The following is a 19,563-nucleotide window of genomic DNA, read 5'->3' on the forward strand; positions in this document are numbered from 1 at the left end:
CCGCGCGGGGCGTTTCCCCCTCCCCGCCCCTTCCCGTTGCATCGATGTGCGGCTCCGCCGCATGGCGGGACAGGCCCCGGACCGCGTACCGCGCGGTGTCCTCGCCCCCTACGGCCTGGCGGCCGTGGGATGTGCCCCCAGGCGTGCTGGATGTCGCTCTGTGAAATCAGCCCCGCCGGCGGGAAAGGCAACTTCAGCCTCGCCGACGTTCGAGGCGCGGGGTCCGGGGGCAGAGCCCCCGGAATCACCGCGCGGAGCGCGGTACCGGGTCCGGGCGGAGCCCGGTTCGGGAAGGGGAGGGGCGGGGACCGGCCCGCCGTAGGCGTTACGCCACCCGCACAGGCCCGAACCGCACCTCGGGCGCCGCATCCGCCCGCATCGTCCGCAGCATCCGCTCCGCCTCGCCCGTCAGTTCCTCCCGCTGCGCCCTCGTCGGCGCGTCGAAGGGCTGCAGCGTCACCGTCGCTCTGTCCCCGGACTCCTCCAGCCGCCAGATCCCGGCGAGGAAACCGTCGAGGAGAAAGGTGCAGTGCGCCTGGTTGCCCCGCCAGGTGAGCCCCTTGTGCTCCGCGGACACCACCCGGCGCCGGTCCGCGTGCGAGAGCAGAAGGTTGTCGAACTCGGGCAGCAGACGAGCCGGTGCCGGGGTGCCGGCGTCGGGCCGGGGCGCGTCGGGGAGGTCGAAGAGTTCCATGCCGTACTCGTCCTGGAACACGACGAGCCCCGGCCGCAGCCGTTCGAAGACCTCTCGTGTACGCGTCAGCCCGGACCAGGTCTGGAAGTCCTTGACGGAGGCGGGCCCGAAGGCGGCGAGGTAGCGCCGTACGGCGTCCTCGGCGTCCGGCTCGGGCTCCGACGGCCGGTCGAACCACCGTTCCGCGGTGGTGAGCCGGACCTGGCCGCTCCTGCCCCACAGTCCCCGCGGGGTGACCTGCACCAGCGGCAGTGAGCACCGGGCGGCGACGGACAGTGCGAACGGGTCGGCGTCCGGCCAGTGCGCGAGCAGCGCTTCCCGCAGCTCCTTCATACTCTGCGGCTCCTCCTCGACGAGTTCGCGTGCGAGGGCGGCGAGCCGCTGGAGGTCGACGCCGACGAGCCCGGTGCGGAACTGCGCCAGCTCGCGGTCCCTGGCCGGCTGGACGAGGGGCCGCAGCAGCAGGCAGTCGTCGGCGGTGTGCGTGTGGATGGTGGACCGCATGGTCACGAGCCGCCCCACCTCGCGGGTCTCCATCAGCGTGGACAGCTCCTGCGGATCGAACGCCTCCAGCCGGGCGTCGAGCGCGTAGTAGGGCGGCTTCACGTTCTGCGCCTGGAGCCCGACGAGGTGCGCGACGGCCGCCGCGACGGGCATCTCGGCCCGGGGCGCGCGCCGCAGCAGGAGCTGCCGGGCGAGGGTGGCGCGGTTGAGCTCGCGGGTGCCGAGAACGGGGTGGGACGCGGTTTTCGAGGCCATGTCCGCACGCTACCGAGGGTTGCGGACAGTTTCTGTCCGCAATAGCGGGAGCTGTCGGGTCGCATCACGATGTATACGGATCGGCAGCCGGACCGGGCAGGTGGCAGCGATGGACGACATCAAGAGCAACGACAAGCGCCGTGGCCGCCTGGAGGCCATGCGCAGTTTGCTGTGGCGCATCGACTACGACAGCAAGGACCCGGACGCCGCCGGACGGCCGGACCCGCTGATCGTCGGGCCTGCCGACACGCTCCTGGAACCGGGTGAGGAGAACTTTCCCTGCCCCCGGCCCCGCTCGCCGGTCATGCCGAGGGGCCGGGCGCGCACCCGGGCGGTGGGACCGGCGCCTGAGCGTCCCGGCCGCCGCGGGCGGGCAGGTCAGAAGTCGACCGGATCACGGACGATCGGACACGTCATGCAGTGACCGCCGCCCCGGCCGCGGCCCAGTTCCGCGCCGACGATGGTGATGACCTCCACGCCCGCCTTGCGCAGCAGGGCGTTGGTCTGGGTGTTGCGGTCATAGGTGAACACCACGCCCGGCTCGAGGGCGACGGCGTTGTTCCCGCTGTCCCACTGCTGGCGTTCGGAGGCGTAGACGTCGCCGGCGGTCTCGATGATCCGCAGCCCGGACAGGCCGAGGGCCTTGGCGACGACGTCGGTGAAGGCCGCCGACCCCTCGTCGGTGATCTCCACGCCGGGCGCCTTGTCGGACGGGCGGAGCGAGAACGTGTGCACCGCGTCCATGATCTTCGGGTAGACGGTGACGATGTCACGGTCGGCGAAGGTGAAGACGGTGTCGAGGTGCATCGCGGAGCGTAGTTTGGGCATGCCGGCGACGACGACGTGCCGGGCGGCGCCGTTCGCGAAGAGCGCTGCGGCGACCTGGGTGATGGCGTGGCGGGAGGTGCGTTCGCTCATGCCCATGAGGACGACGCCGCCTCCTACGGGCATGATGTCGCCGCCCTCGAACGTGGCCTGGCCCCAGTCGAGTTCGGGGTCGCCCCACCACACGGTCGAGCCGGCGAAGTCGGGGTGGAACTCGTAGATCGCCTTCATCAGCAGCGTCTCGCCGTGGCGGGCGGGCCAGTAGAGGGGGTTGAGGGTGAGGCCGCCGTAGAGCCAGCAGGTCGTGTCGCGGGTGTAGAGGGTGTTGGGCAGCGGCGGCATGAGGTACTCGCGTACGCCGGTCGATTCGCGGGCGAGGGCGACGTATCCGGGGCGGAACTCCTCGGGCAGGTCGGCGGTCGCCAGGCCGCCGATCAGGTATTCGGCGAGCTTGCGGGGCTCGAGCGTCTCGAGGAAGGCGCGGGTGGAGTCGATGAGACCGATGCCGACCTCGTTGGCCGTGATCTTCCGGTCCAGTAGCCACGACCGGGCCTCGCCGATCGCCATGGTCTGCGTGAGCAGGTCGTACAACTCGACGACGTCGACGTCCCGTTCACGGAGCTTGTCGACGAAGTCGGCGTGGTCGCGCCGGGCGTTGTCGACCCACATCACGTCGTCGAAGAGCAGGTCGTCCGCGTTGGTGGGGGTGAGCCGGCGGTGCGCGAGGCCGGGGGCGCAGACCAGGACCTTGCGGAGTCTGCCGACCTCCGAGTGGACGCCGTACGACGTGCGGGCGCTGCTGGTGGTGTCGGTCGTCATGTGAGCCTTCCTGGTCTCCGGGTCAGAGGGTGATCCAGCCGGCGGCCAGGGCGACGACGCCCAGCACGGCACCGGCCACCGAGACGGCGCAGATGACGATCTCGGCGGGCGAGAACAGCTTTCTGCCCTGTTCCCTGCGGGTCTTCACGAAGAGGAACGTGGCGGGCGCGTAGATGATGAAGGAGACGAGGACGAACTTCAGCCCGGCGGCGTAGAGCAGGAAGGCCGTGTAGAGGGTGGCGACGGCGGCGACCGTCAGCTCCCGGCCGGAACCACGGCCGCCGGCGGTCCTGTCGTCGGGCCTGAGCCCGATCTTGAGCGCGAACGCCGCCGCGAGCAGGAACGGGATGAGGGTGAGGGCGCTCGTCAGGTCGAGCGCGAAATTGAAGGCGTCGTCGGAGAAGAGCGTGACGATCAGGACGACCTGGCTGAGGAGCGTCGTCATCACCAGCGCCGGTTCCGGCACGTCGGCCGCGGTGGACCGCTTCAGGAAACGCGGCATGTCGTCGTCCTTGGCGGCGACGAAGAGCACTTCGGCGGCCATCAACGTCCAGGCCAGATAGGCCCCGAGGACGGAGACGATCAGGCCGACGCTGATGAAGACCTTGCCCCACGGGCCGACCGCCGCCTCCAGGACACCGGCCATCGACGGCTGGCGGAGCTCTGCGATCTCGGCCATCGGCATGATCCCGTACGACACGATGGTGACGGAGGCGAAGACCGCGAACACGCTCAGGAAGCCGAGCACCGTGGCGCGCCCCACATCGGCCCGGCGCTTGGCGTGCCGCGAGTACACGCTCGCGCCCTCGACGCCGAGGAAGACGAACACCGTGGCGAGCATGGTCCCGCGGACCTGCTCGAAGAGGGAGCCCGCATAGTCGGCGCCGCCGAAGTTGTCGGCGAAGACGCCCGCCTTGAAGTAGAACAGCGCGATGACGACGAAGACCAGGATCGGGACGATCTTGGCGACGGTGACGATCCGGTTGATCGCGGCGGCCTCTTTCACACCGCGCTGGATGAGGAGGAAGAACCCCCACAGCCCGATCGAGGACAGCACGGCCGCGAGCAGGGTGTCGCCGTCGCCGAGCGCGGGCCAGACGGCTCCGATCGTCGACATGATGAGCACCCAGTACGTCACGTTGCCGACGCAGGCGCTGGCCCAGTAGCCGAAGGCGGCGAAGAAGCCGAGGTATTCGCCGAACCCGGCCTTGGCGTAGGCGTAGACACCTGCGTCGAGGTCGGGCCTGCGCAGGGCCAGCGACTGGAAGACGAACGCGAGCATCAGCATGCCGGTGCCGGCGACGGCCCACGCGATGAGCGCGCCGGCGACGCCGGTCTCCTCGGCGAAGCGCCGCGGGAGGGAGAACACCCCTGCGCCCACCATGGATCCGACGACCATGGCGGTGAGCGTCATGAAGGTCAGCTTGACGGCCGGCCGGGTCTCCGCGGTGGTGTCACCTTGGGTCGTCATGTCTCCCCGCTCCGTACGGCCGACCGTCACCGATAGCGGAATCTATCGCTTATCCACCGGTTCATGCCGAATGCCGGATACGGAGTGTCCCGGGCCGGGGCTCTCACGTCCGCGTGAGGCCGACGGCGCTCACGCCTGGGAGATGAGGCGGTCCACCGCCGCGGTGCCCGACGTGTAGCCCGTGGCTGCCGCCGCGCCGGGCCGGACGGCCTGAGCGGGTGCCAGGCCCCGGACGGGGAGCGGCTGGTGGGCGGTCGTCGTCCGGGTGAGCGCGAGCGGCGGGGCGTGCTGCGGCAGCGGCTGGGGCCCGGGTGGCTGGGTCTGGGCGGGCACCTGCGCCAGCATCGGGGCGGCAACCGGCTGCCTCGTCCGGGCCTGGGCCTGGGCCTGGGCCGGCACGGTCGCCACGGCCGGCTGCTGGGCCTGCGCCTGTACCGCCTGTGCCGTTGCGTCGGTCCGTGGCAGCGGCTGGGACCGTGACGGTATCTGCGCGAGCATCGGCTGCGGCGGCTCCGGAGCGGGCGGCGGGGCGGGCGCGGACCGGATGTGCTCGCCGTACAGCACGAGTTCCATCGCGGAGACCAGCCGCGCCACGTCCGGCTCGGGACGCACCACCAGACGGACGAACCGGCTGGAGCTGCCGATCTTGTTGCCGCACTCCCGCACCAGGACACCGTGCTCCGCGAGCAGCCGGTCCCGCAGGATCGCGCCGTCGGCACCTTCCGGGAGCCTCACGTACACGAAGTTGCCCTGGGAGGGATAGACGGTGAGACCGGGCAGCTGGGAGAGCCGCCAGATCATGTCCTGCCGGTCGCGTCCCACCTGCGCGAGGCTCTCCGCGTACTCCTGGCGGTGCTGCTTGAGCATGAACACCACGGTCTCCGCGAAGGAGTTGATGTTCCACTTCGGCAGCGCGGCGCGCACCTTCCCGGCAAGACCCGGGTTGGCGACGAGATAGCCGAAACGCACCCCGTGCAGGCCGAAGTTCTTTCCGAGGCTGCGCAGCACGATCACGTTCGTCCGCAGCACTGCCTCGGCCGCGACGCTGGTCTCCTGCCCGGCGTCGGCGAACTCGAGGAAGGACTCGTCGACGACGACCAGGTCCAGGTCCTGGAGCTGGTCGAGCAGCGACAGCACCTGCTGCTTGGGCAGCAGGCCGCCGTCGGGGTTGTTGGGGTTGCACACGACGGCGACGCGGGAGCCTCTGCTCCGTACGAACTGCACGAAGGACGCGGGGTCGAGGGCGAATCCGCGCGCCTCGGGCAGCAGCAGCATGTCCACCCGCTTTCCGGTCTCCATCGGCTGGTCCGTCCAGCGGCCGAAGGTCGGTACGGGGACCGCCAGTGACTCGCGGACGAGCAGATGGTCGATCCAGGTGATCAGTTCGGTGGAGCCGTTGCCCATGGCTACGGTCTGGGGATTGAGGCCGAGCAGTTGGCAGAGCTCGGCGGTGATGGTCTCGGAGCCGCTCGGGTAGTAGGTCAGGATCTCCCTGAGCCTGCTGCCGAGCTCGTCGAACATGGCGGGGGTGGGGAAGTACGGGTTGCAGGGGATGCAGAAGTCCACGATCTCGCCGGCCGCGCCGCCGCCCGCCCTGTCCAGCGTGAAGTACGACGGACTGTGCGCGGTGGACGCGCGGAAGAGCGCGGTGACATTGCTGCCGTTGCTGCCGGCCAAGACGTGCCTCCCTGCCTTGTGGCGGCCCGTGCGGATCCACACGGGCCGCCAGAAGGTACGGGCGGAGGTCACGCGCCGTTCAACGGCCCCGGCGCCTCGGCGGCGGACCCGGCCGGTGGACGGACGGGGCGTTCGAGCCGCGATCAGGTCGGTGCGGCCGTCGCCGGTGAGCGGCTCAGGTCATCGGCCGCAGACCGCCTGGGGTGCCGTGTTCCGGCGTAGGCGCGGCGCACGCCGGCCGTGCAGCAGCAGATAGAACTGCTCGACCGACTCGCCGGGGCCGTGCTCGAACCGCTTGACGACCTTGCCGAGCGGGTTCCACACCCGCCCGTCCGGCATCCGCACCCCGACCGGCTGGCCGAACATCTCGCGCTGTCCCGCGTCGAGGTCGACCCAGCACGCACCGGCACGTCTGACCATCACCTCGCCGGTGTAGGCACCGAGCCCCTGAAGGAAGCGGTCCACCCCGGTACGGACAGGTCTGTTGCGTCTGAGTCCGTCGACGACGACGTCGACCAGTCTCAGGCTCGTCACGCTGTAGTCGAGCGGCAGTCTGCTGCGCTCGCTCATCTCCGTGACGAACCGGGCGGTGTAGCTCCGCATGCCCCTGGCGTCCGGCAGTCCTGCTCCGTGATCTTCCACGGCATCCGCCTTTCCACAACGATGGCCTCACCGGACCCAGCGGAAACACGGGCGGGAGCATCACGGACGGCACAGGTGGCTGTTCTCACAAGAAAATCAGCGGCCGGCGTACAACCCTCGGCCGGGCCGGAGCGTCGCACGGAAGTCATGGTGAGGGAGCGAACGGGCAAGTGGGGCCCGTCCCGGCGAAGTTCGGGCACGTGGTGTCCCGAGCACGCTGCGTCCGGGGGGTGGACCGGCCGGCCGGTCTAGCCGCCGTACTCCCGGTCGTCGACCGGCGCGTCGGGCAACTGGGCCTGGAGGGACTCCCGGTAGCGGACACAGCCGCGCATGAACCGTGGCCACGGCGGTACCGCCACCTCGGGCTCCACGCGCTCCGGCAGCAGTCCCCACAACTGCGGGTGGTGCCAGCACAGATCGTGGCCCGAGCTGTCCCGGTGCGCGCGGATCCCCCGGCGCAGGGCTCTCACCTCGGCCACGAGTTCGTCGCGGCTCAGCCGGTTCAGATCATCGTCCAGTTCCACAAGGGGCACCCTAGGCACGGGCGGCACCGGACGGCGCCGGGCGCACCGCGTCGTCATGGCCGCATCCCTCTTACGGCGCCCTGCGGGCCTGTGCGTCGTGCACGTTCCGGGCGCGTACTGGGGTCCGCGGGTCGTGCACGCCGTGTGCGTCCTACTGCCGTGACGGCTTCTGTATCGGGGCGCGCCACTTGTCCGGCCCCGCTCGGGGATCTTCGGGTGACGGTGCGTCGGTGCCGGCGTTCACCCCGGACTCCGGGCCGTGCTCTTCGCCCGCCGGGCCGGCCGGCCGGTCCGCCTCCATGCGTGCGCAGTACGCCTCGATCCGGTCGGGGCCGCCGGCGACGGCGGCCAGCCGCTCGCGCACGGCACGTGCCTTGGCGCCGCCGTCGGCCTCTCGCCCGTCGGCCTTGCCGCCGTTCGCGTTGCCGCCGTTCGCCTTGCCGCCGTTCGCGTTGCCACCGCCCGGCTTATCGTGGTTCCGGCCTGCCGCTTGCGCCGCCGCATAGGCGCGGCAATGGCCGGTCAGGTCCTCGGCGGTGAGCGGGTGTTCGTGAGCGCCCGGGACGGTGGCAGGCGGGACGGCGGGCATCGTGGCGGGCGGGGTCACGCCGGTGGTCCGCTCCTCCGCCCCGGAGGGGGAGACGCGGGGCGCCGGGCGTGGCTGCTCGGCGGGCGGGTCCGCGAACGGGGCGGGGATCGCGCCGGCCGCCATCGCGACGCCGCCGAACATGACACCGGCGACGAGTGCGCCGACACCGGCCCGGATCCAGGAGACACGGGTCCGCGCCTCCGCCGGCCGCCAGTCGTCCTCGGGGCGGGTGGGCAGCGCGAGCGCCCCTTCGTCACGGGCGGCGCGGAACGCCGCCAGGGCGTTCTCCTCGGCATCGGGAGCGACGGGTCCGGGGCGCGCGGCGGCGGCGAGCAGCTCGTCGAGCGTCGGCTGCCGCGACGTAGCGGGCACCTGAGGCTGCGGTGAGGCCTGCGGCGGTGCGGCGGGGCCCACGGCGTCTCCGGATCGGTTTTCGGTCATCTCGCATCTCCCAGCGAAGGGGAGTCCGAATCTGTCACACCGCCGCGCGGCGGCGACGCCAGGAATCTCTCCAGCCGTCTGAGCCCCCGGTGGGTGGCGGAGCGCACGGCTCCCGCACGTTTGCCCAAAACGCGTGCGGCGGACGGCCCATCGAGTCCGATGACCGTCTGGAGGAGCACCGCCTCCGCCTGCTGCCGGGGCAGTTGAGCGATGAGGGCCAGGGCCTCCTGGGTCGAGGCGGTCTCGAACGCCTCCGCCGCCGTGTCCTGCGGGGAGGGCAGCCCGGAGAGCTCGCTCTCGAGGACCGTCCCGCGCGGGCGGCTCCTGATCCGGCGCAGGTGGTCCATGGCACGGTGGCGGGCGATGGTCGCCGTCCAGGCTCTGAAGCCGGCGCCGTCGCCGCGGAAGCGCCCGATGTCGCGGGCGATTTCAAGCCAGGCGTCGGAAGCGACGTCCTCGGCGTCGTCGCCCACGAGGCCGCGCAGATATCCGAGCAGCGGGGGTTGGACGAGTCGGTAGGCCGCGGAGAAGGCGGCCTCGTCACCCCGTTGTGCCCGCGCCACCGCATCGCCGAGCTCCTTGTCGTGCGTCACCGCACGCCGGCTGCCCCGCCCCTTGCCCACTCGGCCCTCTTCGTTCCCGTCGGTACGGCGCACCCGTGCCCATGTCCCCCGTAGTGTCAGCGTCACCGCCCACGGAAACGTCACAGCTCACCGCGTCGCGCGAACGGGGCCGGTGGGGAGCTACAGGCCGACCACGGTGACCTCGGTGGCCTTGACGCCCGTCCAGACCGACTCCCCCTCCGCGAGGCCCAGTTCGGCCGCCGCCTGCGGGGTGATCTCGGCGACCAGGTCCGGCGCGTGCGGTGAGGTGACGAGAACACGCAGCCGGCTGCCCACGGTGGTGATCTCGCGTACGGTGCCAGGCCAGGCGTTGCGGGGGCTGCCGCCGGGGCGTTCGCGGTGCACGGACACCGCTTCCGGAGCGATGATCGCGAGGACGTCCGCGCCCGGGGCCAGCGGGTCGGCCACCACGAGCCGTCCGCCGCCGGCGAGTTCGATGCCGCCCGCCACGGCCGTGCCGGGCCAGGCGTTGCGGCCGAGCATCCGCGCGACCCACGGCGAACGAGGATGGCGGGTGACCTCCGCAGGCGGCGCGTCCTGGACGGCGCGGCCGTCGTCGAGGACGAGTACCCGGTCGGCCAGCGACACTGCCTCCACCGGGTCGTGAGTGACGATCAGGCAGACGCCGCCGAAGTCGTCGAGATGGCCGCGCAGGGTGTGGCGTACACGGGCCCGGGTCGTCTGGTCGAGGGCGGCGAGCGGTTCGTCCAGCAGCAGCAGCCGCGGCCGGGCGGCGAGGGCGCGGGCGAGGGCGACGCGCTGGGCCTGGCCGCCGGAGAGCTGCGCGGGCCTGCGGGCGGCGAGTTGGCCGACGCCGAGCCGTTCGAGCCACTCCTGTGCGCTGCGGCGGGCCTCCGTACGGGCGACGCCCCGCGCACGCAGCCCGTACGCGGTGTTGCCGAGGGCGCTCAGGTGGGGGAACAGCGCGCCGTCCTGGGGCACCCAGGCCACACCGCGACGGTGGGGCGGCAGGGCGGACACGTCGGTGTCGCCGAGCCGCAGGGCGGCGTGGGCGCGCGGGGTCAGCCCGAGGAGGGCGCGCAGCAGGGTCGTCTTGCCCGCGCCGTTGGGGCCGACGACGGCGATGGTGGTGCCGGGGGCGGCGTCGAGGGTGAGTTCGTCGAAGCCGGTGACCTCCGCGTGCAGCGGCCAGCGTCCGTCCGCGGCCACCGACCCGGTCGCCGGGGTCGCCGGGGCTTCGGGGGATAGTGGGCCGGGTTCGTCCGGCTCGGGGACGGCGGCGGGCGCGGGGCGGGCCGCGGCAGGCGGTGCCCCGCCCGTCCATCGGCCCCGGAGGGCGATCAGCACGGCCATGGCGATGACGAGCAGCAGGAGCGAGAGCGACGTCGCCGCGTCCGGTTCTTCCTGGAGCAGCAGATACACCTGCAAGGGCAGGGTCTGCGTGGTGCCCGGCAGATTGCCGGCGAAGGTGATCGTCGCGCCGAACTCGCCGAGCGCCCGGGCCCAGGTCAGTGCCGCTCCGGCGATCAGCCCGGGGGCGACCATCGGCAGGGTGACGGTGAGGAAGACCCGGAGCGGCGAGGCGCCGAGTGAGGCGGCCGTCTCCTCGTAGCCCGGGCGCAGACCGCCCAGGGCGCCCTCGAGGCTGATGACGAGGAACGGCATGGCCACGAAGGTCGCGGCGAGAACGGCGCCGGAGGTGTGGAACGGCAGTGTGATGCCGAAGGTGTCGTCCAGCCAGGGCCCCAGCAGTCCGCGCCGGCCGAAGGCGAGCAGCAGCGCCACTCCCCCGACGGTGGGTGGCAGCACCATGGGCAGGAGGACCAGCGAGCGGACGAGCGTCTTGCCCGGGAAGTCGGTCCGTGCCAGCACCCAGGCGAGCGGCACACCGAGCAGCAGGGACAGCCCGAGCGCCCAGAAGGAGACAACGAGCGACAGCCGCAGCGCCTCGGTGACGCCGGGGGTGGTCAGATGGCCGCCGACGTCGCTCCAGGCGGTCCGGCCGAGGATGCCCGCCAAGGGGAGCAGCAGGAAGGCGACGGCGAGCAGCGCGGGTACGGCCAGGACCGCGGGCGTCCGCGCTCGGGGGTCCCCGCCGGGCCGGTCCCGCCTGCCGGGGAGGCGGGGCGGGGTCGTGTCGCGTAGGCGCTTCATGGTGCGTCCTGGTGATCGGGCGGGGACGGGACGGCCGGCGATGAGCGGCTACGGCTGCTGGAAGCCCGCGTCCCGGAGGATCTTCTGGGCCTCTGGGCCGGTCAGCCAGGTCACGAACGCCTCCGCCGCATCGGCGTTCTGCGACGACTTCAGCGTCGCGGCCGGGTAGGAGGCGACGGCGTTGTGGCCGTCGGGGATGTCGACGGCGTCGACCCGGTCGGCGGCGACGGCGGCGTCCGTGCGGTAGACGATTCCCGCGTCGGCCTCGCCCAGCTCCACCTTGCTGAGCACGGCCCGGACGTTCGGCTCCTCGGACACCGGACGCACGTCGACGTCACGGCCCTGGAGGATCTGCCTGCTGTAGCGGCCGACGGGGACCTCGGGCGCCGCGAGCACGACCTTGAGTTTGGTCCCGGCGAGGTCCTCCAGCGAACCGATCTTGTGCGGATTGCCCTTCCCGGTGGCGATGACCAGCCTGTTCTTGGCGATGACCACCGGGGAGCCGGTGTCGGCGGCGAGGCCGTCCATGGTCCTGCTGTCGGCGGTGACCAGGGCGTCGGCCGGAGCGCCCTGCCTGACCTGCGCGGCGAGCTCCTGCGAGCCGGCGAAGGAGAAGGCGAGCTCCGTGCCGGGGTGCGCCTTCTCGTAGGCGTCGCCCGCCGTCCTGAAGACGTCGGTGAGCGAGGACGCGGCGAGCACGGTCAGGCGGGTGGACGGTTCGCCGGAGGCGCTCTTCCCGCTCCCGGCGTCGTCGGTGCCGCAGGCGGCGAGCGTGGCGAGCAGGGTGGCCGTCAGGATCGCGGCCGCGGCACGGCGTCGCCCGGGAACGGGCGAGCGGCGGCGTCCGCCGGGGGTGGGGAACACGGGACGGGACTCCTCTGTGTCGCGGTGCGCCGCTTGACGCGGTCGGCTCCGTCTGCGGCCGGGCGCCCGGTTCAGGCGCGGTCGATGTGCACGTTCGTGGACTTCACCCGGGCGGTGGCCTGCATGCCGACCTCCAGTCCGAGTTCCTCGACGGCTTCGCGGGTCAGCAGGGACACGAGCCGGTGCGGCCCGGCCTGGATCTCGACCTGCGCGGCGACGTCGCCGAGCTTTACGGCGGTGACGATGCCGGGGAACGCGTTGCGCGCCGACGTGTAGGAGGTCTCCTCGTCGCCGACGCCGCCCTGGGCGACCTCGACGGAGAACGCGGCCAGGTCCCGGCCGTCGACGAGGCGCCGCCCGCTGTCGTCGCGATGGGTCGCGACCCGACCGGCGTCGGCCCAGCGCCGCGCCGTGTCGGCGCTGACACCGAGCAGCCGCGCCGCCTGACCGATGGTGTAGGACTGCATATGCGCCACGATAGGCGCATCGAGGTCGCAGGTACAGCCTGTTCGGCCGAACCTCCATGGCAGATGCGGCTCACTTGGGCGATACCACGGGGAGCGTTCCGCCGTGGGCGGCCCGCCGGTGCCTACGCCACCGACCCGATTCGCCCGGTGGGCGCGTCGGGGCCGTCGTGGTGGATGGGGGTGTGCGCGCCGGCCAGGGAGACACCGGTGCCGCCGCGGCGGTTCGCCACGATCTCCGCGCCGATGGACAGCGCGGTCTCCTCCGGCGAACGGGCGCCGAGGTCGAGACCGATCGGTGAGCGCAGCCGGGCGAGTTCGAGGTCCGAGACCCCGACCTCGCGCAGCCGCCTGTTGCGGTCCTCGTGGGTGCGGCGGGAGCCCATCGCGCCCACGTAGGCGACCGGCAGCCTCAGGGCGAGCTCGAGCAGCGGTACGTCGAACTTGGCGTCGTGGGTCAGTACGCACAGCACCGTACGGCCGTCGACCTCGGTCGACTCCAGGTAGCGGTGCGGCCACTCGACGACGACCTCGTCCGCCTCCTTGAAGCGGCTCGCGGTCGCGAAGACGGGCCGCGCGTCGCAGACGGTGACGTGGTAGCCGAGGAACTTGCCGACGCGCACCAGGGCGGCGGCGAAGTCGACGGCACCGAAGACGATCATCCTCGGTGCGGGGACGCTCGACTCGACGAGGAGCGTCAGCGGCCGGCCGCAGCGGGAGCCGTCCTCGCCGATGACGACGGTGCCGGTGCGGCCTGCGTCCAGCATCGCCCCGGCCTCGCGGGCCGCCGTGCGGTCCAGTTCGCGATGGCCGCCGAGGGTGCCGTCGTACGTGCCGTCGGGCCGTACGAGCAGGGCGCTGCCCGCGAGGCCGGCAGGCGCGTCCGTGATCCGCGCGACCGCCGCCGCCTCCCCTCGGGCGGCGGTGGCCAGCGCGGCCGCGAACACCTCCCTGCCGGGCGCGTCGGCGTGCACAGGAGTGACGAGGATGTCGATGACGCCGCCGCAGGTCAGGCCGACGGCGAAGGCGTCCTCGTCGCTGTAGCCGAACTGCTCGAGAACGCTTTCGCCGTCCTCGAGCGCCTGCCGGCACAGCTCGTACACGGCGCCCTCCACACACCCTCCGGAGACCGAGCCGATCGCCGTGCCCTCGCTGTCGACGGCGAGGGCGGCGCCCGGCTGCCTGGGCGCGCTGCCGCCGACGGCCACGACGGTGGCGACGGCGAAGCTGCGGCCCTGCTCGACCCACCGGTTCAGCTCGTCGGCGATGTCCAGCATGTCGGTCTCCTTCGGGTGTTCCGGGGGCGGTTACTTGACTCCGAGCCAGCCCTCGATGGGGTGCAGCGCGAAGTAGGCGAGGAAGACGACGGCCAGGACCCACATCAGCCAGCCCACCTCGCGTGTCCGGCCCTGGACGGCCTTGATCAGCACATGGGCGATGACTCCGGCCGCGATGCCCGCGGTGATGGAGTACGTGAACGGCATCAGCACCGTGGTCAGGAAGACCGGGATCGAGGTCGCGGAGTCGTTCCAGTCGATGTGCTTGGCGTTGGTCAACATCATCGAGCCGATGACGACCAGAGCGGCGGCCGCGACCTGGGTGGGGATGACCTGGGCGAGCGGCGTGAAGAACAGGCACAGCGTGAACGCGAGACCCGTGACGACGCTGGCGAGGCCGGTGCGCGCGCCGTCGCCGACGCCGGCGGTCGACTCGACGAAGACGGTCTGGCCGGAGGCGCCCGCGACACCACCGATCGCGCCGCCCGCGCCGTCGATGGCCAGGGCCCGGTTGAGGCCCGGCATCTTGCCCTTGTCGTCGGCGAGGCCGGCCTGCTGGCCGATGCCGATGATGGTTCCCATGGCGTCGAAGAAGCCGGCCAGCACCAGGGTGAAGACGATGACGCCGACGGTGATGCCGCCGACGCTGGCCATCCCGTCGAAGGAGACGGCGCCGAACAGCCCGAAGTCGGGGCTCGAGACTATGGAACCGGTGATCTCGGGTGCGTTGAGGCCGCCCCAGGCCGCCTTGTCGAGGCCGGCGAACTGGTGGACCGCGGCGGCGAACAGCGTGCCGCCGATGATGCCGATGAGGATGGCGCCGGGGACCTTGCGGACCTGCAGCATGAAGATCAGCAGGACGGTGACGGCGAAGCAGAGAACCGGCCAGCCGGTCAGCATGTCGCTGGTACCGAGCTGGATCGGCTTGGCGCCGGCGATGCCCCCTTCGCCGGGCATGGAGGTCACGAATCCGGCCTGGACCAGGCCGATGAGACAGACGAACAGGCCGATCCCCATGGTGATGGCGTGCTTCAGCGCCAGCGGGATCGCGTTCATGATCAGTTCACGGAGACCGGTGACGACGAGCAGGACGATCACGGCGCCGTAGATGACGCACATGCCCATCGCGTTTTCCCAGGTCATCTCGGGCGCGACCTGGAAGGCCATGACGGCGGAGACGCTGAGTCCCGCGGCCAGGGCGAGCGGCACATTGCCGACGAGGCCCATCACGATGGTGGTCGCCGCGGCGGCGAAGGCGGTTGCGGTGGTCAGCTGATCACCGTCGAGCCTGTTACCGGCCGCGTCGGGCACCGACAGGATCACCGGGTTGAGCAGGATGATGTACGCCATCGCCATGAAGGTGGTGATGCCGCCACGCACCTCCCGGCCGACGGTCGAGCCTCTCTTGGTGATGTGGAAATACCGGTCGAGCCAGGACCGCCCGGCGGGCTGACGCGTTCCCGCGCCGGCATCCTCCGCCGTGGTCCGGGGCTCGGTGGACTGCTGGGTCATGGTGCCTACTCCCAAGGTTCACAGGGGCACCCGCCGTGGAGACTGGTGATGGCGGGATTTGGGATGGTGCTTGGCTGCACGACCCGGGGGACGGCCCGAGACGAACTCGCTCTTCGGGGTACTGCGGTGCTGCTGCGGCCGCGAGCGGTGCGGCACTTGTTCTCCCCGGGCGGCGCGGGCCTGCGGGAAACCGGCTGGTTCCTTGGAGGCATGGCTCGCACCGCCCGGAGAAGTGGGGAGAGGATCAGGTGCCGGTGAGGTGCTCGGGGCGCACCGGCGTCCTGTCCAGTTCCAGTCCCGTCGCGTTCCGGATCGCCGCGAGGACGGCCGGGGTGGACGACAGGGTGGGGGCCTCGCCGATGCCGCGCAACCCGTAGGGGGCGTTGTCGTCGGCGAGTTCGAGCACGTCGACCGGGATGGTCGGCGTGTCGAGGATGGTCGGGATCAGATAGTCCGTGAAGGACGGGTTCCTGACCTTCGCGGTCTTCGGGTCGACGATGATCTCCTCCATGACCGCGACGCCCAGGCCCTGGGTGGTGCCACCCTGGATCTGGCCGATGACGGACAGCGGGTTGAGGGCCTTGCCGACGTCCTGGGCGCAGGCCAGCTCGATCACCTTCACCAGACCGAGCTCGGTGTCCACCTCGACCACCGCGCGGTGCGCGGCGAAGGAGTACTGGACGTGGCCGTTGCCCTGCCCTGTGCGCAGGTCGAACGCCTCGGTGGGGCGGTGGCGCCACTGGGCCTCGATCTCGACGGCCTCGTCGTCCAGCAGCTCCACCAGGTCGGCCAGTACCTCGCCGCCGTCGGTGACGACCTTGCCGCTCTCCAGGAGCAGCTCGGCGGTGGCCCAGGCCGGGTGGTAGCTGCCGAACTTGCGGCGGCCGATCTCGAGGACCTTCTCGCGGACCAGCTCGCAGGAGTTCTTCACGGCGCCGCCGGTGACATAGGTCTGGCGGGAGGCGGACGTGGAGCCCGCGGAGCCGACCTGCGTGTCGGCGGGGCTGATCGTGACCTGCGAGACGCCGAGCTCGGTGCGGGCGATCTGGGCGTGCACGGTGACACCGCCCTGGCCGACCTCCGCCATCGCGGTGTGCACGGTGGCGACGGGCTCGCCCGCGATGACCTCCATGCGCACCTTGGCGGTGGAGTAGTCGTCGAAGCCCTCGGAGAAGCCGACGTTCTTGATGCCGACCGCGTAGCCGACGCCCCGTACGACGCCCTCGCCGTGCGTGGTGTTGGACAGGCCGCCGGGCAGCGCGCGGACGTCCGAGCCCTCGGTGGACTCCCACTGGCGCTCGGGCGGCAGCGGGCGGGCCTTGACGCGGCGCAGCAGTTCGGCGACCGGGGCGGGCGAGTCGACCGGCTGGCCGGTCGGCAGCAGCGTGCCCTGCTCCATGGCGTTGAGCTGCCGGAGCTCGACGGGGTCCATGTCGAGGGCCTTCGCCAGCTTGTCCATCTGCGCCTCGTAGGCGAAGCACGCCTGGACCGCGCCGAAGCCGCGCATGGCGCCGCACGGCGGGTTGTTGGTGTAGAGGGCGATCGCCTCGATGTCGACGTCGTCGATGACGTACGGCCCGACGGAGAGCGAGGAGGCGTTGCCGACGACGGCCGGCGAGGCGGAGGCGTAGGCGCCGCCGTCCAGCACGATCCGGCACTTCATGTGCGTGATCTTGCCGTCGCGGGTGGCGCCGTGCTCGTACCAGAGCTTCGCCGGGTGGCGGTGGACGTGCCCGAAGAAGGACTCGAACCGGTTGTAGACGATCTTGACGGGCTTGCCGGTGCGCAGGGCCAGCAGGCAGGCGTGGATCTGCATCGACAGGTCCTCTCGGCCGCCGAACGCACCGCCGACGCCGGAGAGCGTCATCCGGACCTTGCCCTCGGGCAGGCCGAGGACCGGGGCGATCTGCCGCAGGTCGGAGTGGAGCCACTGGGTCGCGACGTACAGGTCCACGCCGCCGTCCTCTGCCGGCACGGCGAGACCGGACTCGGGTCCGAGGAACGCCTGGTCCTGCATGCCGAAGGTGTACTCGCCGGAGACGATGACGTCGGCGCGCCCGGCGGCCTCGTCGGCGTCGCCGCGCACGATCGGCTGGCGGTGCACGATGTTCGGATGCGGCACATGGCCGGCGTGGTGGTCGTCGCGGCCGGGGTGCAGCAGCGGGGCGTCCGGCGCGGTCGCGGAGGCCTCGTCGGTGACGACGGGCAACTCCTTGTACTCGACCTTGATCTTGGCGGCGGCGCGGCGTGCGGTCTCCGGGTGGTCGGCGGCGACCAGGGCCACGGGCTCGCCGTGGTGGCGTACGACGCCGTTGGCGAGGACCGGGGTGTCCTGGATCTCCAGACCGTAGTTCTTCACGTCGGTCGGCAGGTCGTCGTAGGTGAGGACCGCGTAGACGCCGGCCTGGGCGAGGGCCTCCGAGGTGTCGATGGAGACGATCTCGGCGTGCGCGACCGTGGAGCGCAGGAGCTGGCCCCAGAGCATGTCCTCGTGCCACATGTCGGAGGAGTACGCGAACTCGCCGGTGACCTTGAGGGTGCCGTCGGGCCGGAGCGTGGACTCTCCGATGCCGCCTCTGGTCTTCTGGGTGAGGTTCGTGGGTGTGCCGGTGGTGGCCATCGTCAGACCGTCGCTTCCTGGTTTCCCTGACGGGCGGCCGCGAGGCGCACAGCGTCGAGGATCTTCTCGTAACCGGTGCAGCGGCAGAGGTTGCCGGAGAGCGCTTCGCGGATGTCCTCGTCGGTCGGCGACGGGTTGTGCTCCAGCATCTCGTCGGCGGCGACCAGCAGGCCGGGGGTGCAGAAACCGCACTGCACGGCGCCGGCGTCGATGAACGCCTGCTGGATCGGGGCGAGCTCGGTGCCCTCGCCGGTGTGCGAGTCGGTTCCCTTCGCGCTCCACTGCTGGGCGTCCTGGAGGCTGGTGCCGCAGGCTCCCGTGCCACAGGCACTCTGCTCGCGCTGCCTGGCGTAGTCCGCGAGGCCCTCGACGGTGACGACCTCGCGGCCCTCGACCTGGCCGGCGGCGACCAGGCAGGAGCAGACGGGAACGCCGTCGAGTCTGACGGTGCAGGAACCGCATTCGCCCTGCTCACAAGCGTTCTTCGAACCGGGGAGACCGAGGCGCTCGCGCAGCACGTAGAGCAGGCTCTCGCCCTCCCAGACGTCGTCCGCTTCCTGCCGGCGTCCGTTCACGGTGAAATTGACGCGCATCGTTATGCAGCTCCTTCAAGCGTGCGGGCGGTGCCGCGGTACTGCTCCCAGGTCCAGCCGAGCGTGCGGCGGGCCATGATGCCGACCGCGTGACGGCGGTACTTCGCCGTGCCGCGCACGTCGTCGATCGGGTTGCAGGAGCCGGAGGCGAGCTCCGCGAACTGCTTGGCGATCGACGGGGTGATGATGTCCCCGCTCTCCCAGAATCCGCCCTCTTCGAGCGCGGCGTTCAGGAAGTCCTCCGCGGCCTCGGCGCGGACCGGTGTGGGGGCGGCGGAGCCGATACCGGTGCGCACGGTGCGGGTCTCGGGGTGCAGGGCGAGGCCGAAGGCGCAGACAGCGATCACCATGGCGTTGCGGGTACCCACCTTGGAGTACTGCTGCGGGCCGTCGGCCTTCTTGATGTGGACGGCGCGGATGAGCTCGTCGGCGGCGAGCGCGTTGCGCTTGACGCCCGTGTAGAACTCGTCGATCGGGATCAGGCGGGAGCCGCGTACGGACTCCACCTCGACCTCGGCACCGGCGGCGAGCAGCGCCGGGTGGGCGTCGCCGGCCGGGGACGCGGTGCCGAGGTTGCCACCGACACCGCCGCGGTTGCGGATCTGCGGGGAGGCGACCGTGTGCGACGCCAGCGCGAGCCCGGGCAGCTCCGCGCGCAGGTTCTCCATGATCGCGGTGTACGGGACGGAGGCACCCAGACGGACACTCTCGCCACCGACCTCCCACTCGGTCAGCTCACCGATGCGGTTCAGGTCGAGGAGGTACTCCGGCCGACGGTGGTCGAAGTTGATCTCGACCATCACGTCGGTGCCACCCGCGATGGGGACAGCCGTGGGGTGCTCGGCCTTGGCGGCGAGCGCCTCCTCCCAGCTGGCGGGGCGAAGGAAGTCCATGGGTGGCTCTCTTCTCGATCGGGGTAGTTCGTCGCGGTGGGCCCGGACGGCCGGCCCTCGACGTGTCATATGCCGTCGTTCATCTGCTGTTCACGCGATGTGGTCCAGTACACAAGGCCCGATCCGGACGGTGCAGTCACCGAAACCATGAAGGAGTTGGC

At 71.7% G+C, this 19,563-nt stretch carries 16 protein-coding genes and 1 pseudogene; 1 reads left to right on the forward strand and 16 read right to left on the reverse strand.

The features are described from left to right. Window positions 1-325: 325 nt before the first annotated feature. Window positions 326-1,453 carry a winged helix DNA-binding domain-containing protein gene (locus GLX30_RS07530; RefSeq protein WP_159685142.1) on the reverse strand — a complete coding sequence of 376 codons (1,128 nt, stop codon included), beginning with the start codon at window positions 1,451-1,453 and terminating at the stop codon, window positions 326-328. A gap of 118 nt (window positions 1,454-1,571) precedes the next feature. Between GLX30_RS07530 and GLX30_RS07535 the strand changes: the two are divergent. After that, window positions 1,572-1,804: pseudogene (locus tag GLX30_RS07535) on the forward strand (polyphosphate kinase 2); the annotation flags it as partial. Window positions 1,805-1,831: 27 nt separating this feature from the next. On the opposite strand, the gene GLX30_RS07540 reads toward GLX30_RS07535, so the two are convergent. The 15 genes from GLX30_RS07540 to GLX30_RS07610 form a co-directional block, all read right to left on the reverse strand. Then, complete coding sequence (locus GLX30_RS07540; protein WP_159685145.1) at window positions 1,832-3,097, reverse strand: arginine deiminase; 1,266 nt, start codon at window positions 3,095-3,097, stop codon at window positions 1,832-1,834. Between the two features lie 22 nt (window positions 3,098-3,119). Continuing rightward, window positions 3,120-4,568, reverse strand: coding sequence for a basic amino acid/polyamine antiporter (locus tag GLX30_RS07545; RefSeq protein WP_159685148.1), 1,449 nt, complete (start codon window positions 4,566-4,568; stop codon window positions 3,120-3,122). A gap of 129 nt (window positions 4,569-4,697) precedes the next feature. After that, window positions 4,698-6,245: an aminotransferase class I/II-fold pyridoxal phosphate-dependent enzyme gene (locus GLX30_RS07550; protein ID WP_159685151.1), complete on the reverse strand. Its 1,548-nt coding sequence runs from the start codon at window positions 6,243-6,245 to the stop codon at window positions 4,698-4,700. Between the two features lie 180 nt (window positions 6,246-6,425). After that, window positions 6,426-6,887, reverse strand: a complete 462-nt coding sequence (locus tag GLX30_RS07555; protein WP_347879696.1) for a hypothetical protein — start codon at window positions 6,885-6,887, stop codon at window positions 6,426-6,428. 248 nt (window positions 6,888-7,135) lie between these two features. Next, complete coding sequence (locus GLX30_RS07560; protein WP_244258055.1) at window positions 7,136-7,411, reverse strand: hypothetical protein; 276 nt, start codon at window positions 7,409-7,411, stop codon at window positions 7,136-7,138. A 151-nt stretch (window positions 7,412-7,562) separates the two neighbouring features. After that, window positions 7,563-8,441: a hypothetical protein gene (locus GLX30_RS07565; RefSeq protein ID WP_159685154.1), complete on the reverse strand. Its 879-nt coding sequence runs from the start codon at window positions 8,439-8,441 to the stop codon at window positions 7,563-7,565. Next, entirely contained in the window at window positions 8,438-9,034 is a 597-nt protein-coding gene (locus tag GLX30_RS07570; protein WP_347879697.1) for an RNA polymerase sigma factor, read from the reverse strand. The genes GLX30_RS07565 and GLX30_RS07570 overlap by 4 nt, the downstream gene beginning before the upstream one ends. 150 nt (window positions 9,035-9,184) lie before the next feature. After that, on the reverse strand, window positions 9,185-11,179 hold the full coding sequence (locus GLX30_RS07575; protein WP_159685160.1) for an ABC transporter permease: 1,995 nt from the start codon (window positions 11,177-11,179) through the stop codon (window positions 9,185-9,187). A gap of 48 nt (window positions 11,180-11,227) precedes the next feature. Next, window positions 11,228-12,043 (reverse strand): molybdate ABC transporter substrate-binding protein, encoded by an 816-nt coding sequence (modA, locus tag GLX30_RS07580; RefSeq protein ID WP_159685163.1) that lies wholly within the window; start codon window positions 12,041-12,043, stop codon window positions 11,228-11,230. Between the two features lie 71 nt (window positions 12,044-12,114). Continuing rightward, window positions 12,115-12,510, reverse strand: a complete 396-nt coding sequence (locus tag GLX30_RS07585; RefSeq protein ID WP_159685166.1) for a helix-turn-helix transcriptional regulator — start codon at window positions 12,508-12,510, stop codon at window positions 12,115-12,117. Between the two features lie 122 nt (window positions 12,511-12,632). Continuing rightward, the gene (locus GLX30_RS07590) at window positions 12,633-13,784 is read right to left on the reverse strand and encodes an XdhC/CoxI family protein (RefSeq protein WP_159685169.1); all 1,152 of its coding nucleotides are present in this window, start codon (window positions 13,782-13,784) and stop codon (window positions 12,633-12,635) included. Between the two features lie 30 nt (window positions 13,785-13,814). Then, on the reverse strand, window positions 13,815-15,296 hold the full coding sequence (locus GLX30_RS07595; protein WP_159685172.1) for an NCS2 family permease: 1,482 nt from the start codon (window positions 15,294-15,296) through the stop codon (window positions 13,815-13,817). 244 nt (window positions 15,297-15,540) lie between these two features. Next, window positions 15,541-17,916, reverse strand: coding sequence for a xanthine dehydrogenase subunit D (gene pucD, locus GLX30_RS07600; protein ID WP_159685175.1), 2,376 nt, complete (start codon window positions 17,914-17,916; stop codon window positions 15,541-15,543). A 2-nt stretch (window positions 17,917-17,918) separates the two neighbouring features. Then, on the reverse strand, window positions 17,919-18,509 hold the full coding sequence (locus tag GLX30_RS07605; protein WP_159685178.1) for a (2Fe-2S)-binding protein: 591 nt from the start codon (window positions 18,507-18,509) through the stop codon (window positions 17,919-17,921). Window positions 18,510-18,511: 2 nt separating this feature from the next. Then, window positions 18,512-19,402 carry a xanthine dehydrogenase family protein subunit M gene (locus GLX30_RS07610; protein ID WP_159685181.1) on the reverse strand — a complete coding sequence of 297 codons (891 nt, stop codon included), beginning with the start codon at window positions 19,400-19,402 and terminating at the stop codon, window positions 18,512-18,514. Between the last annotated feature and the right edge of the window lie 161 nt (window positions 19,403-19,563).

Origin of the sequence: Streptomyces sp. Tu 2975, from assembly GCF_009832925.1 — a bacterium.
GTDB lineage: Bacteria > Actinomycetota > Actinomycetes > Streptomycetales > Streptomycetaceae > Streptomyces.

Coding starts and splice junctions, on each gene's coding strand:
- GLX30_RS07605 (WP_159685178.1), bottom strand. CDS start 18,509: ATGCGCGTCAATTTCACCGTGAACGGACGCCGGCAGGAAGCGGACGAC.
- GLX30_RS07530 (WP_159685142.1), bottom strand. CDS start 1,453: ATGGCCTCGAAAACCGCGTCCCACCCCGTTCTCGGCACCCGCGAGCTC.
- GLX30_RS07590 (WP_159685169.1), bottom strand. CDS start 13,784: ATGCTGGACATCGCCGACGAGCTGAACCGGTGGGTCGAGCAGGGCCGC.
- GLX30_RS07575 (WP_159685160.1), bottom strand. CDS start 11,179: ATGAAGCGCCTACGCGACACGACCCCGCCCCGCCTCCCCGGCAGGCGG.
- GLX30_RS07540 (WP_159685145.1), bottom strand. CDS start 3,097: ATGACGACCGACACCACCAGCAGCGCCCGCACGTCGTACGGCGTCCAC.
- GLX30_RS07595 (WP_159685172.1), bottom strand. CDS start 15,296: ATGACCCAGCAGTCCACCGAGCCCCGGACCACGGCGGAGGATGCCGGC.
- GLX30_RS07545 (WP_159685148.1), bottom strand. CDS start 4,568: ATGACGACCCAAGGTGACACCACCGCGGAGACCCGGCCGGCCGTCAAG.
- GLX30_RS07585 (WP_159685166.1), bottom strand. CDS start 12,510: ATGCAGTCCTACACCATCGGTCAGGCGGCGCGGCTGCTCGGTGTCAGC.
- pucD (WP_159685175.1), bottom strand. CDS start 17,916: ATGGCCACCACCGGCACACCCACGAACCTCACCCAGAAGACCAGAGGC.
- GLX30_RS07565 (WP_159685154.1), bottom strand. CDS start 8,441: ATGACCGAAAACCGATCCGGAGACGCCGTGGGCCCCGCCGCACCGCCG.
- GLX30_RS07610 (WP_159685181.1), bottom strand. CDS start 19,402: ATGGACTTCCTTCGCCCCGCCAGCTGGGAGGAGGCGCTCGCCGCCAAG.